The 15292-nt window shown below is 56.5% G+C and carries 11 protein-coding genes; 7 read left to right on the forward strand and 4 right to left on the reverse strand.

Annotated elements, in window-relative coordinates; all coding sequences use genetic code 11:
* The first annotated feature begins 73 nt into the window (after window positions 1–73).
* The 4 genes from FE783_RS13875 to FE783_RS13890 all read left to right on the forward strand — a co-directional run bounded on the left by FE783_RS13875 (window position 74) and on the right by FE783_RS13890 (window position 4739).
* Window positions 74–1057 carry a hydroxyacid dehydrogenase gene (locus FE783_RS13875; protein WP_158301795.1) on the forward strand — a complete coding sequence of 328 codons (984 nt, stop codon included), beginning with the start codon at window positions 74–76 and terminating at the stop codon, window positions 1055–1057.
* A 12-nt stretch (window positions 1058–1069) separates the two neighbouring features.
* Entirely contained in the window at window positions 1070–1924 is an 855-nt protein-coding gene (locus FE783_RS13880; protein ID WP_138879958.1) for a sugar phosphate isomerase/epimerase family protein, read from the forward strand.
* Window positions 1911–3305 carry an enolase C-terminal domain-like protein gene (locus tag FE783_RS13885; protein ID WP_138879959.1) on the forward strand — a complete coding sequence of 465 codons (1395 nt, stop codon included), beginning with the start codon at window positions 1911–1913 and terminating at the stop codon, window positions 3303–3305. The genes FE783_RS13880 and FE783_RS13885 overlap by 14 nt, the downstream gene beginning before the upstream one ends.
* A gap of 144 nt (window positions 3306–3449) precedes the next feature.
* Window positions 3450–4739, forward strand: a complete 1290-nt coding sequence (locus FE783_RS13890; RefSeq protein ID WP_138879960.1) for a neutral/alkaline non-lysosomal ceramidase N-terminal domain-containing protein — start codon at window positions 3450–3452, stop codon at window positions 4737–4739.
* A gap of 21 nt (window positions 4740–4760) precedes the next feature.
* Here FE783_RS13890 and FE783_RS13895 read toward each other — a convergent pair whose 3' ends face one another.
* Window positions 4761–5735: a hypothetical protein gene (locus FE783_RS13895; protein WP_138879961.1), complete on the reverse strand. Its 975-nt coding sequence runs from the start codon at window positions 5733–5735 to the stop codon at window positions 4761–4763.
* Window positions 5736–5820: 85 nt separating this feature from the next.
* Here FE783_RS13895 and FE783_RS13900 point away from each other — a divergent pair, with 85 nt between their 5' ends.
* Entirely contained in the window at window positions 5821–7203 is a 1383-nt protein-coding gene (locus tag FE783_RS13900) for a M28 family peptidase (RefSeq protein ID WP_138879962.1), read from the forward strand.
* Here FE783_RS13900 and FE783_RS13905 read toward each other — a convergent pair.
* The 3 genes from FE783_RS13905 to FE783_RS13915 all read right to left on the reverse strand — a co-directional run bounded on the left by FE783_RS13905 (window position 7160) and on the right by FE783_RS13915 (window position 10611).
* A complete protein-coding gene (locus FE783_RS13905; RefSeq protein ID WP_138879963.1) occupies window positions 7160–7783 on the reverse strand; it encodes a hypothetical protein in 624 nt (207 codons plus the stop codon). The two genes, FE783_RS13900 and FE783_RS13905, sit on opposite strands and share 44 nt — an antisense overlap.
* Window positions 7784–7958: 175 nt before the next feature.
* Window positions 7959–8795, reverse strand: coding sequence for a hypothetical protein (locus FE783_RS13910; protein ID WP_138879964.1), 837 nt, complete (start codon window positions 8793–8795; stop codon window positions 7959–7961).
* Window positions 8796–8859: 64 nt separating this feature from the next.
* Entirely contained in the window at window positions 8860–10611 is a 1752-nt protein-coding gene (locus tag FE783_RS13915) for a polysaccharide deacetylase family protein (protein WP_138879965.1), read from the reverse strand.
* A 255-nt stretch (window positions 10612–10866) separates the two neighbouring features.
* Between FE783_RS13915 and FE783_RS13920 the strand changes: the two genes are divergently transcribed.
* On the forward strand, window positions 10867–13899 hold the full coding sequence (locus tag FE783_RS13920; RefSeq protein WP_138879966.1) for a carbohydrate binding domain-containing protein: 3033 nt from the start codon (window positions 10867–10869) through the stop codon (window positions 13897–13899).
* Window positions 13900–13916: 17 nt separating this feature from the next.
* Window positions 13917–15230, forward strand: a complete 1314-nt coding sequence (locus FE783_RS13925; RefSeq protein WP_138879967.1) for an ABC transporter substrate-binding protein — start codon at window positions 13917–13919, stop codon at window positions 15228–15230.
* The last annotated feature ends 62 nt before the right edge of the window (window positions 15231–15292 follow it).

Consider the following 15292-nt stretch of genomic DNA (forward strand, 5'->3'; position numbering starts at 1 on the left):
TTTGGCCATTCGTTTTCGGCGGCCCGCATGATAGGTTATGAATAATTATAGAACAAAAAGGATGTGGCTGAACATGGTCAAAGTAGGCGTACTCATTCCGGCCCCCGCATGCAAAGCATTATTCTCCGAGGAGAGCCGGGCCAAGCTGGAAAGCTTCGCGCAAGTCGTATGGAACGATACCGATCGGCAGCTGAGCGAGGAAGAAGCAAGCGATTTCCTTCAGCATTGCGATGTGGCCGTAGGCTCATGGAGGACTGCCATTCCGACGAATGCACTTCTCGACCGCTGCGGCTCGCTCAAGCTGTGGGAGCATGCCGCCGGAACGGTGAAGCATTTCTTCACCGACGATTTGCGCGATACGGATATCGTGATCGCTTCCTGCGCTCCGGCCATCGCGACTACGGTAGCCGAGATGGTGCTCGGCGAGCTGATCATCGGCCTGCGCAAGTTGCTTCCGAACTCGCAGCAGAACCGGAGCGAGCAAGGCAAGAAGCCCGCCAACCCCCTGTACTTGGCGAAAGCGACGGTCGGCGTCATCGGCGCATCCTGGGTCGGCCGGAAAGTAATCGAGCTGCTGCGCCCGTTCCGCACCAAGGTGCTCGTATACGATCCGTATATGTCGGCGGAAGCCGCAGCGAAGATGGGCGTTACGAAAGCGGATACGCTTATCGAGCTATGCGCCTCCTGCGATGCGATTACGCTCCATACGCCGAGGACGAACGAGACGTACCGCATGCTGAAGGAAGCCGAGTTTCAAGCGATGAAAGACGACGCCGTATTCATCAATACGTCAAGGGGCGACTGTATCGACGAGAATGCGCTTATCCGCGAGCTGCAGAAAGGCCGGCTGTTCGCCTTCCTCGACGTGTCCGATCCGGAGCCCGCGCAGCTGGATAATCCGATCCGTACGCTCCCGAATGTCGTGTATACGTCCCATCTGGCGGGAGGCGCCAGCTACCACATCGGCGATCAGGCCGTCAATGACATCGAAGCTTTCGCGAACGGGGGCCGGCCGCTGATGGCGGTAACCCGGGATATGCTTCGGACGATGGCTTAGGAGGCGGAACGGATGAACCACGTGTACAGCTTGTTTCCGAAAATGCTGGGCCAAGTGTCGGTCGAGCGGCTGGCCGGCATTTTGCAGGAAACCGGATACGATTGCGTCGATCTCGTCGTACGCGACGGCTTTTGGGTCACTCCCGGCGGGATTAAGCAGGAAGCGGCCTCCTTTGTACGCAGCATGCAGCGGAGCGGCATCCGGGTGGAGTTTGCCACTACGGCTTTTACTCCGGAGACGCTGACGGCGGACTCCTCGCCGCTGGACATTTTGGCGGATCTAGGGGTTACCGGCTTTCGAATGGGGTATTTCTCTTATACCGACTCGATCGGACTTGCCGTACAGTTGGACAAAGCGCGCGGGCAGATGGAGAAGATGGCGGAGCTATGCTCGGCTCGTGGGATGAAGGCGGTGTATCAGGTGCATCACGGGTACTCGCAATTGATCCAGCATTCTTTCTCGGCACTTGCCGTCGTTAAGGGGCTTCCCCCGGAGCATGTAGGCATCATGCTCGATCCCGGGAACCAGTATCACGAAGGCCGGGAGCACTTCGGCAAAGCCGTCTCCACGCTAGGTGAATATTGGGCCGGAATCGGCGTCAAGGACGTAGTAATGAAGCTTGATCCGAACAACAAGCATTCGCCGGGCAAAGGATGGTCGGCAGCCTGGTCCCCGTGCCACGAAGGCGTCATCAACTGGCATGAGATCGGGAAAAGCGTGCGGCAGTATCATCGTCCGATCCTCTTCAATGTCCAACCGTTCTACTATCCGCAAGATTTGGCCTTGCATACGGCCGCCATGAAGGAAGAGCTTGCTTATATTCATTCCGCTTTCGGGGAGGCGAACGGCTCGCATGAACAAGCATGATATCCGCGTCAAAGGACTGAAGCTGTATTTTCTGCCGGTGCAAACCCGCATCCCGCTCAAATTCGGCGCGGAGACTTTGACGACCGTCACATGCGCCAGAGTGTGCGTGGAAGTGGAGAACCGGAACGGCGCTCGTTCGACAGGCTGGGGCGAGACTCCGCTCAGCGTGCAGTGGGTATGGCCCGGCGACTTGTCTTACGAGGTCCGGGAGCAAGCTCTGCGTTCGTTCTGCCTGCAAATCGCCGCCGCTTTGTCCGAGTGGGACGATGCCGGCCATGCTTTCGAGCTGGGGTACCGGTTCCAGAAACAGGTTTTGCCCGAGCTGACGGCCCGCTTCCGTCAATCGTCCGGTCTGGACCTGCCTTACTTGGCGGCTCTCGTATGCTTCTCCCTGTTCGATATCGCGCTGCATGACGCATATGGCCAGGTTAATCAAATCCCGATCTATGCCGCTTATACCGGCGACTATATGAACCATGATCTATCCGAATATTTGACACCTGCGAAAGGGGCGCCCGACCGGTTCTCCGGGAAATATCCGGCCGATTATTTGGCGGCTCCGAAGTCCGGGCAGCTCGTTGCATGGCATTTGCTAGGGGGCAAAGACTTCCTGTACCGCGACGAAGTTCCGCAGGACAGCACGGACGACGGCTATCCGTATGCGCTGGAAGACTGGATTGTACGGGACGGGCTCGCCTGTATCAAAATCAAGCTGACGGGAACCGATGCGGAATGGGACTATGGGCGTATGCGGGAGGCGGGGCGGATTGCGCTCGATCGCGGCGTTCGTTGGCTCTCCGCCGATTTTAACTGCCAGGTTACTAGCTGCGACTACGTCAACGATATATTGGATCGTCTCATAATCGAGCATCCGGACATTTACAAATCGATTCTGTACATCGAGCAGCCGTTCCCATACGATCTGAAGGCGAATCCGATCGACGTTCGCAGCGTCAGCGCGAGAAAACCGTTGTTTATGGACGAGAGCGCCCATGACTGGGAGTATGTGCGGCTCGGACGCGAGCTAGGTTGGAGTGGAGTCGCCTTGAAAACGTGCAAAACGCAGACGGGCGCCCTGCTGAGCCTCTGCTGGGCGAAAGCGCACGGGATGACGCTGATGGTGCAGGATTTGACGAACCCGATGCTGGCGCAAATTCCCCATCTGCTGCTGGGCCAATACGCCGGAACGATCATGGGCGTGGAGACGAACAGCATGCAGTTCTACCCGGAAGCTTCCCGGTACGAAGCGGTTGTCCACCCCGGTCTCTATACGCGGACAAACGGAACGGTTACGCTGGACAGCTTGACCGGCAACGGCTTCGGCTACAACGTGGAAGCGATCGGCAGGCCTCTGCCGGAGCCAGCGGTCGTTTACGGTTGAAGCGTCGTTTGAGCAATCATCATTTTATGACAATAGCGGATGGTTCAAAATTGTACGCCTCTAAAATAAAGCTTATAGCTTCCCGCTTCGCAGCGGCCTATACTCAAAGCAAAATAGGTACAATACGGGAAGAGAGGCAAGAGCATGAAGTTGGGCGTATGCAAAATCGATATTACCCCCCGGTGGCCCGTGGAGCTGGCGGGATTCGCCAATCATGACCGCAAAGGCAAAACATACGATGAAGTGCTTCGCCCTCTGTATGCGAGAATGTTTTATTTCCGCGACGATCATGCGGACGGGACTTATTCGCAGGCGTTGCTCGTGTCGGCGGACCTGATATGGTGGGGAACGGATCGAATCGGCGCGATCAGAGAGAAGCTGCTGCAGCGATGGGGTCTGAAGGAATCGTCCGTCATCCTCCATGCGACCCACACCCATTCCGGGCCGCAGACGAGCAAATGGTTTCAACTGCTGGGCCGGGTGGATCCGGAATATATCGAACACTTGGAACAGCAAATGGTGGACGGGGTCGGCTTGGCGATGGCCAATGCAGAGACGGTAATCATCGAGCGCGGGACAAGCGAATGCCCGGGCGGCATTAACCGAAGACGGATCATGAACGGCAAAGCGGAGAAATTGCCGAACGACGAAGGTCCGAACGACCCAGAGGTCACCGTCGTCCGTTTCGGAACGGAATCGGGTTCGACGAAAGGCTTGCTCGTGCATTACACGTGCCATCCTTCGATTACAAGTGCGAACTCGGTATCCTCCGAATTTACGGGCGTTGCCATGGACCTAGTGGAGGAACAGATTGGCGGCGGCGCCGCGGTATCCGCTTTTCTGCAGGGCTACTGCGGCGATATCCGGGCCAATCTGGTGCGCGACGGCGTATTTTGCGGCGGAAACGACGAGGATGTCCGCGCGCAGGGAAATCGTCTCGCCGATGCCGTTCTGGAACGGCTACGTCTCCCTATGGAGCGGTTAAAGGCTTGTCCGCTCACCGGGAAGCAGCTGCTCGTTCCTATTCCGTTCGCACGATTGCCGACCTACGAGGAACTGAGGCAGGAGATTGCGCGCCCGGGAGGCAAGAAAGCGTGGGCGGCTCTTCTGCTCCGCGAACCCGAGCGGATACAAGCCGGACAACTGCTTGAGATGACCAGATTGGATTTGGCGTCCGGCTTGTCTTTGCTTGCGATGAATGGTGAAATGGTGGTGGAGTACGGGCTTTTTATTAAACAAGTTTCCAACGGGACCGTGCTCCCTTTGGGCTACAGCAACGGAATGATCGGCTACATCCCCACGGCCGGACAATTAAGCGAGGGAGGCTATGAACCGCTGGAGGCCATTTATTATTTCGGACTTCCCGCCCCTTATGACGGCGCCTTGGAGGAAAATATACGCAAACATATCGTTGCGGTGCTTGAGGATATTTAACCCGAGGTACCCCGGATAGCATCAAGCCCCGCTCGTCTTCTCCTCGGGCAGCACAATACTGCTGTGACACAGCAGCGTATAAGTAATACCCTTCCGTCGTCTGCGTGCTGAGAAGTTCCCGCGTATATCCGCCTCAACGACCAGCTCCCAGAAAGGGACGTCCCTGCTCAGCCGGCGCAAACACTGGCGAACGGCGGAAGGCGTGACGACTTCCTCCAGCGGGCGGCCTTCGAACAGCTTCTCGTAAATGTCCTTCACCTGAATGAACTCCTTGGACTGCAGCACGGTATGGGCGACGAAAAACTCGGTCTGGGTCAAATGCTCTCTCCGCCCCCGGTAAATCAGCTCGCGGCTTAGCGGCGTGACGCATACCAACACGTCGCTATCTCCTGCCGCCTCTTGTACCTCATAAAACCGCTGCTCCGAGATCGGTTCATGGCCGGATGCGGTCACCTTCATATATAAAAAATGCGCCAGCATCTCTTCGCTGTCGACAAGCATCCGGTCGGCATAGTCCTCCATCAGCTTGCTGTCGAACGAAGCATGCTCGCTATTTTGCAAATCGTCGACTTCCTTGATCGCATCTCTGGCCATCAGAAGCCCGCAATTGACCGTAAAAATATGGGCGATCAGCGATTGGGTGTCGTTCAGGCTCTGCTCCCGGCTTCCGTCCAACGCAAGCTTGAAATGATACGCCGCCAAGGTATAATGCTTCTCCCCGTATAACAGATGGGCGTACCGGTAATTCGCCACAGGGTGGTCGTGCTGCAAACCAAGCGCTCTGCGCAAACATAGCTTGGCCGATGTCGGGTCCGGTCTGTCGGCGCCTTTATACGATTCCCCATACAACACATAGAACGCAACGAGGGAAGCCTTATGCTGCTTGCTTGCCTCCCGGTCGCCCCGCTTCATCGCCGCATTGTACTTCTCCTTCAGCGCCTTCTCTTGCTCATAGGGAACCGGCAGCCGCTCCTGCTCCTCTTCTTCTTCCATCATGGTCGTCCCGCTCCTTCCCTTCAGTGTGACAGCGGGTCACACAGCCCCCTTACACTAAAAAAACAAAACCAAAGGGGATGACAAAATGAAAACAACTCAACTCAATCAACCTTCGCTGCTTACCCGCTACGGATTTAAATTATCGGACGCGAACGATCGCTTCAGCTTCCGGCGGACTCATGCTTGCGAGCTGCTGACCCGGGCCCTTCATCGTGTCGGTACGACGATCGAACAACTTCAGGAAGTATCCGAGTCCGTTTGGGCTGACGCCTTGCAAGCCGTTTCTTTCCAGATCGAGCGCCGCGGCGGCGAATGCTTGGTCGATCCGACGGAGGAAGAGCTTCCTCTGGCCGATATTGATCTGTACATGCGGGGCGTTGCCCGTTGGCTCAATGAGCTGGGAATCCATACTTTTCATTGCTGTGACGGCCACGGACGCAGAACGCCGATTGTCGGCCTGCTCACTCAGCCGACCTTCGAGCAGCTGAAGCTGCTGCGGGCGATTGCACCGGAGGGCATGACGATTCATACCCGCGGCAAGACCATTCGCTTCGAGTGCAGCAACAACAGAGAGCTGCTGCTTCAGTTGGCGGAGCGGTTGTATGAGATTCTCGCCGACGATTCCGCGCTGGTTCGGTACGAGGCCGAGACGTTCAAGCATTCTCTGCTGCAATGGCTGAATATACCGGGCGAGAGCCGCCGCGAGGCCCCGATCCGGCAAGCGCTGCGGGGCAGACTCCGACACATTGCGGACGATCTGTTCGTAGATCGCGCCGGTAACGTTTGCGCCGCCGTATATTGCGGACAAGGCCCAACGGTGCTGCTGTCGGCACATATGGATATTTACGAGGCGCTTGAAGAAGGCCGTCAAATCGTTCAGGAAGGCACCGTACTGCGTTCCACGGCCGGTATACTCGGTGCCGACGACCGGGCCGGAATCACCATAATCCTGGAGATCGTACGGAACGTTCGCCGGACCGGCTTCAGCGGAACTTTAAAAATCGCCTTCACGGTCGAGGAAGAGATCGGCTTGGTCGGATCGCGAAAGCTGGACCCCCTGTTCCTCGCCGATGTAGATGCCGCCATCGTAGTCGATCGCAGAGGAACGCGCGACATTGTAACCTCCTGTGCAGGCATCATCCCGTTCTGCCACGAATCGTACGGCCTGTTGTTCGAGCGGGCGGGCGTCATGGCGGGCATGGACGATTGGAGAGTAACGGAAGGCGGCTCCAGCGACGCGCGTATTCTCGCCGAGACGTTCGGCATCCCTTCCGTGAACTTATCCGCCGGTTACCGGAACGAGCACACGGAGCGCGAATCGGTCGACTATCTCGCCGCGTACGAGACGGTCATGCTTATCAAAACTGTTCTGCATCACCGGCTGATCGGGACAAGAGACAAGCGAAGCGGCAGCCTTCACGATTTTAGGAGCGCCGCCTTCTCTCCGCTCTCGGCTTCTTCGCTCTAATAAAGGACCATTGCAGGTTGACTACATCCGGTGTCAGCTCCAAATATTGACGGGGTGAGCTGGGATCCTGATCCGCAAAGTAAAGGGCCCCGTCTCTATCCATAATGACGACATGGTGTTCATATCGGGGGTTATCCGAGATGCAAGTTGCCCGGCCGCCGCTTTCCAGCTCGGAATATAAATGGATGGTGGATATCACCTGGGTTTTATCGAACTTTTTGTGTACCGCGAGCAGAATGGCCAAGGCTGCGACGATTCCGAAATAGTCGTTATAGGCCGAAGCGAAATCATGAACCAAATTTCTCGTTTCGAGAGGGATATACGGAAACAAGGCGCTTTTGAAAAATGAGGCGAAGCACGTGAAAATCAATAAAAATACGGCGGTATTCTGAAACGCTTTTTTAATCAAATTGGACTTCCCCGCCCGTGCTTCCAGCAGATCGCCGAATGTATACAGAAATGCGGCCGTAGTGATCATGGCCATTATACTGGTCCCGACCGGCATGCCCAATATTTTCGAAACGGCCAGCAAGAAGTAACCGATTAATAGCGCGAAAAGGATGACTCGGGTTTGCAGCAAGGTTGTGCCTCCTGGTTTTTTGGGAATGGTATACTTTGTGCAGATCAACAACTGAACTTTTCCATTATACCTGCAATCCGTTTCCTCAGGTACACAAAAATGACAAATTGCGACTAGCTAAAAAAACGAAAGCGCCCGTCCCCCGACAAACGGTAGAACGGACGCTTTATATTCATCATGCCCCTTCCGAAGGAGACATGCCCCGACTGCGGATCGCCGTGACGAAGTCGTCAAGCTCGTAGACAAAGCCGAACAAAATGGAAACGCGCCACAGCGCCAGATCCTTGGCCCTCTCGTGGCGGGCCGTCTCTTTCGTCTCGATCGCGGTAACGGCTTCCCGGATTGTGGAGCAGACGAGCCCCCTCTTCGACATTTCGAGCATGCCGCCGGGGGAGGCAAGCAAGCATCCGTCTATCGCAAAGCCGATATAGACGAGATGCTCGATTCCGTCGCGCCGGCAAAGGGCGAACAGCTCCTGCTCGTTCTCCGCGATGCCTTCGTCGCCGACAGGCTCGGACTCCGGGTAAAACTTCACCTGGGGAGCCAGCCTATTGTCCCGCACGTTATGGATGCCGGGAAAGACGAATTCCCCCCTGAACCGCTTCATCTTATTAAGAAATGAACCGGACCCGGTCCAGACCGTGGCGGGCGACTCGTACGGCGGAGTAATCCGCTGCGTCTCCTTGTAACCGGGAAGCTCCTGGTAATAGTCTCCGGGGAAAGGGACATGATACACTTTCATGCCGGCATCCCTCACTGTCCGAAGCAGCCCGGGGAAGACGGATTTGGCGATCTTGTCCGATCTCGGCAAGTATTCGATCGAACGGTACCGGCCCGGGGACTGTTCCCGTGATCCGTAACTGCCCGCATGCATCGCTACGATCGCAGTACGGCTCAGATCGAATTCGAAATCTTGCTTGGCCCAACCCCCGAATGCCTCGGCAGGCACTTCAAGCCCGAAGTCCGTGTCGTACTGCCGGTAATACCCGGTCGGCATCTGAATGATGCTCATACAGCTTCATCTCCTTATGCGGCAATATGCAGTTGTACCGATGACCGCTCCTGCTCTCCGCTTATCAGGCCGTAACCGTCACGGCGGTTTCGCCGGCCTGAACATCCAGCAGAAGCTCGACGTACGAGCAGCCGAACCGCTTTACCGGCCGGATGCGCCTCACGCTTGCACCATGATCCGCTTCCGCATTCGTATAAGTTTGCAGTGCCACGAGCACAGTAAGTCCTCGCACAGCATCGGATGAAACGATATTCAGCCGAACCCGCTTCCCTTCCAGCTTCTCGCTCGTCACTTGAATGCTTTGGCGCGCCACATACCAGCTCAGCAGCTCTTTGCCGGTCCACCACTCCATGCCGCGGTCGCGGCCGTAGCGTACGAGCTCCGCGAGCATATTTGACACTTTTCCATTCTCCTCCGCGACCATGTAGGGATGGAACAGGAAGTGGACGACACCGTTCACGTCGAGGCAGCGGTCCGTCAAGGCATAAGCTTCTTCAGCCGTACAGCGGAGCGGCGCGGGAGGGTCCCACGATAAGGTCGGCAAGCTGATCGTCCTCAGGACACGATTGTCCGCGCCCGCGCCGTCGATCGAGGTGTACGGATGGCACGTTCCGTGCAGAAACCCTTTGTTCCCTTGCTTCGTGCCCCCTTTGCTCTGCTCCAGAACGATACCCGCACGTGCGCACCAGTGCAGAAACTGCACGTCCCCTTCCCAGCGCAAATAATGATTTTTGTTCGTAACGATTTCCTCGCCTGGAAACTGCTCCTGCAGCATCGCCAGTTGGGTCCGGAAGTCCCGCTCGCTCCAGCCGCTCTGCGGAATTTCGGTGCCAAGCGCATTATAATGAAGGGCGACCTCGTGTCCGTCGGCAACGATCCGTTCATTGATGGCCGCATCGTAGCCGGGCATGATGATGCACCAGGTGGAGCGGACTCCCGCCCTCTGCAGGCTGTCCAGCGTAGCCGCCGCCTGTCTCGGGATATTGCGGTCCGTATCGTGCGAAATATGTCCGACCGCGGGCATCCCTTCCGGCCAAAACCACACTTGGGAGAACGGCAAGTCCATATTTCGCAGCAGCATATGAACCACGCGCATGAACAGCTCGCGCCATTCGTCGACGATCGGATGCAAGTAGAACGGGACTCCGCCCGGTTCAAGCGCCTCCCGGTCTTTCTCCCAATCCAGCACGGTCGAGTCGTCGGTTTTCAGAATGCCTTCGTCGATCGCGCCCGAGCCGTCGGGTGCGGGGGGACCGTCCCGAACAACCGGGATGCCTTGCCGGATCAGTTGGCTCGTTTTCATCATGTCGAGCGCGAGCCAGGCGGCGTACCCGCCCCCGACTCGTCTCGTTGCCAGTGCTGGGTAATCCATGCGCTTGCCGTTGCGCTCAAGCAACCGCCCCCACGTCTGCACATCATCCCGCTGAACCTTCAAACGCACCGCCTCGAAGAAATGAAAAGAGCTTCGCAGTCCATCCGCCAGCGGTGCCGCCCCCCACTCCACCCATCCTTCCTTGACGGTACCCAGGCTCGATACGCCGAGCAGCTCCTGAAGCCCGGACGAATCCCCTACAGCCAGAATGGAGTTGCCTTGTGTGCAATACGATTCGCAAATGGCGTTCCAACCGGAATCATCTATAGCGGCGATTACGATAGTCAGTCCCGGCGGCTGCTTGCGGGCCCACGCATCCGGGCTCCATTTCGTATAAGTTAGCCCCAAGTAGTCGAGCTCCCCGAACAGCACTTCCCGGTAACAGTTGCGCCCTTCCTGCCGGTCCCGGCCGCATTCGGTCTCGCTCCATACGACATGTATCATCTTGTTCTGTCCCCTCTGCCCATACTTGCCCTGAACGCGAGTTCAACGCTACCTTCGATAATAGTTTCGCATAACGGACGGCGTATATAGCCGGATTTATCCGGACCATCATTTTTCTACAGTCCGGCTGCGGCACGCTCGAAAATACGGCAATCAGAAAACGATAGACCGTCAAAAGATCGCTGTATACCGGTCTCCGATAATTCCCTACTATGAAAGCGTCAGACCAAACCGGTACCAAAAGGGGATGATCGATTGCACGGCAACATGCGCAAAGGTATTTTCGACGCTCACTTGGTCGCAGATCAGGAAAGGGCGTTCGGGAGGGGGTACTCCGACAACCAATGGATAAGCGATTTGGCGTGGGGACAAAGCTATGTCGCGGACGGGTACATCCAGTTGTACAAAGGAACGAAAGATCGCAAATGGCTGGACAAACTCGTCGAGCAGTCCGATCGGGTGCTGCAGAAGGCGGTCGATTACAGCGGGGCAGGCTCTCTCGGATTCCGTGAGCCGCGGTATACCCGCAAGACGATCAAGAACGGTACATTCGATGTTCGCGGCGCCGTTACGGGTGCAACAGAGCTTGTCCACAATGCGGGCTTCGAATCGGAGGCGGGCAGCTCGGCCGCTCCCTATGGTTGGAGCTTGATGGGCAATCCGGGCAACATTTATCCGGCTGCGGATGTAAACGACTCAAGCGAACACACCGGTATCGTCCTCGTAAGCGAGAAGACGTCCACCAACAATTACATGCACCAGAGTTTGCCCTGCTTGCCCGGCAAAACGTATACCGTCGAAGTTGTCGGCGGCGTCGATTCGGACCGGTCGGTCGGACTCGTGCAAGTCTTGAACGTAGCGGACGGCAATCATGCATTGGGGAGCGCCCGCATTACAAGCGTAGGCTGCGAGCGGTACTTCTTCAACTTCACGGCTCCTCCGTCAGGGACGCTGGAGCTTAGGCTGGGCTTCTACGATTATAGCGCGGACACCCGGCTGGCCGGCAACAAAGTATACTATCGGCATGTCAGCGTAAAGGAATATGTGGTCCCGCCCGCAATGGTGGAGTCCGTGCCGGACGGTCAGCATGAAAGGAGCGCAGCCGTGAAGATGGAGCTTCCCGCCGGATTCGTCAGCAACGCGCCTCTGAAGAACGCCTATTTCACCAATTCGCCCTTGGCCGATGAAGCGGTCGGAGGCTGGGCGGTCGCGCTCGTTCAGGACGGGACGAACCCCGGGCTTTCCCAAGAGCTGCTTAATTTCTTGCCGAACCATAGATACCGCGTTCAAGGTTCTTGCCATGTAAGCCCCAGCGCTGCGGGGGTTATCAGGGCGACCGACATGACGACGAATACGGTTCTCGGTTCATTGCCGCTGTCGCATACGAAATCCGATGCGCCCCGGATGGACTTCGTAACGCCGGCGGCCGGACACCGGGTTCATATCGAGTTCGCCGTTACTTCGCCGGACATGGGCGATACTTTGTATGTCCGCTCGATCGAGGCGCAGCCGTTCCATACGTTTATGATCAATGACGCCCGCATCGCGAACCCGATGCTGCAATTTGCCAATATCGTATATGACGATCCAAAGCTGAAGGCAGATCCGCATTACTTGGCTAAAGCGAACGATTACCGTGATTTCGCGGCGGGCAACTTGTTTCGCAAAAACGACCCGTTCTGGAAGCAAATCACGGGAGTGGACGGTCAAGACAGCGGAACCGGAGTCTACACGTTTGGACCCGGACCGTCGTACAACAACGGTTTCTCCGGAAGGTCGATACCGAACAACCATTATTTGGGATATGCGACGATGCTGTATTTATTATTCGATGCTACCGAAGGTATGCCGGAATATGCCTCCGACCGGATTCTCTATAAGAGCCGGGCCAACGACATGCTGCGTCAGTTCAAAAACACTTTGATGAATCAGACTTCGGACCTGGGTACCCCCGCTTACCAATGGTATTACTGGAATGTAAACGGCAGTTGGGACATCGGGCACCACTATCAGCAAGTATTCGATGATTTGCACTACTCCTCGATTTCCGCAATCGGGCCCAATACGGCGTATCATCGCGGACAAGTATTTACGCGCGACGATATGGAGAAGTTCACGAATACGTTTACCGATGTCATGTGGAACCGGAGCTACGACAAGGTGATCTTGTCCGACGACAACAGCCGGAAGCCGGCGGCAAGCCATAAGACGGGCTCCACCTCCTACTGGATCGATATGGCGGAATACGATCATACCGTCTGGGAGATCGTGAATGCGCTTCAGGAAGAACGCGGTCCGCTGCTGTACGCTTCCGCGGGTCTCGCCAGATGGGCCTGGAACAAGACGCTGAACGGCGACATGGAGCTTTCGGCGTTGAACGACGAGACGCTGCCGCAATTTTGGGAGCGGATGGACCCGTCTCCTTCAGCTCCGGCAACGGCCGCATTGGACTCTACGAGCCCATACGGCGGCAAGAAGAGCATTGCCATTCAAGCGAATACCGGTCCGTTCCAAGGGATTAAGCAAACGATTAAAGACTATGAGCCGAACACCGAATATACGCTGACGCTGCAAGGGCGTACGAGCGGCGGAGCGATCGGGAGAGCGGATGCCTACAATGCTGCTACGGATACGATTCTGGAATCCGTTTCGTTCTCCGATGCTTCGTGGAAACCGTACAGCTTGACGTTCCTGACGCCGCTGAACGGGACCGACCCCATTCAAATCCGGGTGTACCCGGAATCCGTACAGGTTGGCGGAACGGTGTACGGCGACGACATTTTAGCGCTTCCCTTTCTATACAATTCGGAAATTCCGAACGGCAGCTTTGAAGTGCAGGACAAGAGCGATCTTACCCTTCCCCGCTATTGGAAACGCGCTGCGGGTACGACCGCGGAAGACGTATCGGTAACCGGCGCGGAATACGACCGGTCGATCCGGATGAACGCCGCGGCGGCTAATCCGAAGCAGTCCGCCTTATATTATGACTGGAAAGGCTATTCGGCAGGAGGCAACTATCGTTTAACCGCAAAGGTGAAGACGAACGGCATGTCCGGGAAGCTGGTTATAACCGATCTGGCCGCGAATGGCACACCGGTCGAAACGCCGTTCGCAAGCGCCGATTGGCAAACTTTGCACGTAAGCTTCTTCGCGCCGGGGACGCCAGGCGACCCGGATACGGACTACGATCACGTGCTGAGAGTATCGATTGAATCGGGGCCGGCAACCGGCGATACCGCGGAGCTGTGGGTGGACGATATCGGCATTATGCGGGTGTACGAATCATAACGAAGGAGCGAAACGATATGGTAACGAAAAAATGGTGGCCGGCTGCCGCGATGCTGCTGACCGTATGCAGTCTGGCCGCATGCTCGGGCGGAGAGAAGAAAGAAGAAGCGCGGCCGGCGGAGAACCGCCCGAAGGAACCGGTCACGCTTACGATCTACGATCCGAACGCGAAAGCGGACCCGGCCCTATTCATGGAAAACTACGGGAATGCGATTCAGAAAAAGTTTCCGTACATTACGGTCAAGTACATCTCCTCTCCGGATACGAGTCCCGAGACCCATATCGAGAACAGGATTGCCGCCGGAGAACCGATCGACATTATGTTTAACGTCGGCAGCATCAACCATTACCGGCTCATTTCCACGTTCAAGCTTGAGTATGACATGACCGGACTGATCAAGAGCACCGGCTATGACTTGTCCAGACTCGAACCTAGCGCGGTGAAGGCGGTACAGGATTTCTCGAAGGGCGGCATGTATGCGTTTCCTTATCGGATGGTCGTTTCCGGTATGATGTACAACAAAGATTTGTTCGACAAGTTCGGGAAAGCATACCCGAAGGACAACATGACTTGGGACGAAACCTACGAGCTGGCCAAAACGATGACCCGCGTCGAGGGCGGCACGCAATACAGAGGCTTCATTACCCAGTTTGAAACGGCGTCGCAAAACCAGCTGTCGGTTCCCTTCGTCGATCCGAAGACGGATAAAGCTTTGCTTAACACCGACGAAAGATGGTCCCGGTTCGTCAAAAACTGGACCCGGTTCTACGAAATTCCCGGCAACATGTCCAAGGAGAACGACTTCGGATCGATCAACAACCTGTTCGTGAAAGATAAAGTCGCCGCCATGTACGCCTATAATCTTCCGGCGACACAGTTGGACGTCAACTGGGACGTGGTCACGCTCCCGGAATTCAGCGACCGTCGCGGCATAGGTCCGCAATCTCTGCTGACACTCGTGTACGTGACAAGCACGAGCAAGCATAAGGAAGCCGCATTCGATGCCATCTCCGTCTTGACGAGCGATGAAGTGCAGATGCATTTGGCGAAAAAGGCGCTTGCCTTCCCTGTCATCAATAACCAGGCGGTCAAGGACGCATATGGCCAGGAAGCGACTTTCCTGCAAGGCAAAAACGTACGCGCCCTGCTGAAAAACAAACCGGCCGATCCGATTCCGGCATCGCCTTACCACCGGTATGCCTCGGCCGCCTTCGGCAAATATATGTACCACCTGTCCAAAGGAACGGTAGACGTCAATACCGCGCTCAGAACGATGACGGAGGAAGCCGATAAAGAAATCGAGAAAGCGAAAGCCCCGGCCGGCAAATAAGCCGGCTCGGGTAAGCGGAAAAAGCCGCGGAACGTGGAATCACGTTCTGCGGCTTTCTCGCT

It is taken from the genome of Paenibacillus mesophilus, assembly GCF_005938385.1.
Taxonomy (GTDB): Bacteria; Bacillota; Bacilli; order Paenibacillales; family NBRC-103111; genus Paenibacillus_AB; species Paenibacillus_AB mesophilus.

What these genes read in the sequence shown, in the direction of transcription:
- FE783_RS13875 (WP_158301795.1), top strand. Translation starts at nt 74, where the DNA reads ATGGTCAAAGTAGGCGTACTCATTCCGGCCCCCGCATGCAAAGCATTA.
- FE783_RS13880 (WP_138879958.1), top strand. Translation starts at nt 1,070, where the DNA reads ATGAACCACGTGTACAGCTTGTTTCCGAAAATGCTGGGCCAAGTGTCG.
- FE783_RS13885 (WP_138879959.1), top strand. Translation starts at nt 1,911, where the DNA reads ATGAACAAGCATGATATCCGCGTCAAAGGACTGAAGCTGTATTTTCTG.
- FE783_RS13890 (WP_138879960.1), top strand. Translation starts at nt 3,450, where the DNA reads ATGAAGTTGGGCGTATGCAAAATCGATATTACCCCCCGGTGGCCCGTG.
- FE783_RS13895 (WP_138879961.1), bottom strand. Translation starts at nt 5,735, where the DNA reads ATGATGGAAGAAGAAGAGGAGCAGGAGCGGCTGCCGGTTCCCTATGAG.
- FE783_RS13900 (WP_138879962.1), top strand. Translation starts at nt 5,821, where the DNA reads ATGAAAACAACTCAACTCAATCAACCTTCGCTGCTTACCCGCTACGGA.
- FE783_RS13910 (WP_138879964.1), bottom strand. Translation starts at nt 8,795, where the DNA reads ATGAGCATCATTCAGATGCCGACCGGGTATTACCGGCAGTACGACACG.
- FE783_RS13915 (WP_138879965.1), bottom strand. Translation starts at nt 10,611, where the DNA reads ATGATACATGTCGTATGGAGCGAGACCGAATGCGGCCGGGACCGGCAG.
- FE783_RS13925 (WP_138879967.1), top strand. Translation starts at nt 13,917, where the DNA reads ATGGTAACGAAAAAATGGTGGCCGGCTGCCGCGATGCTGCTGACCGTA.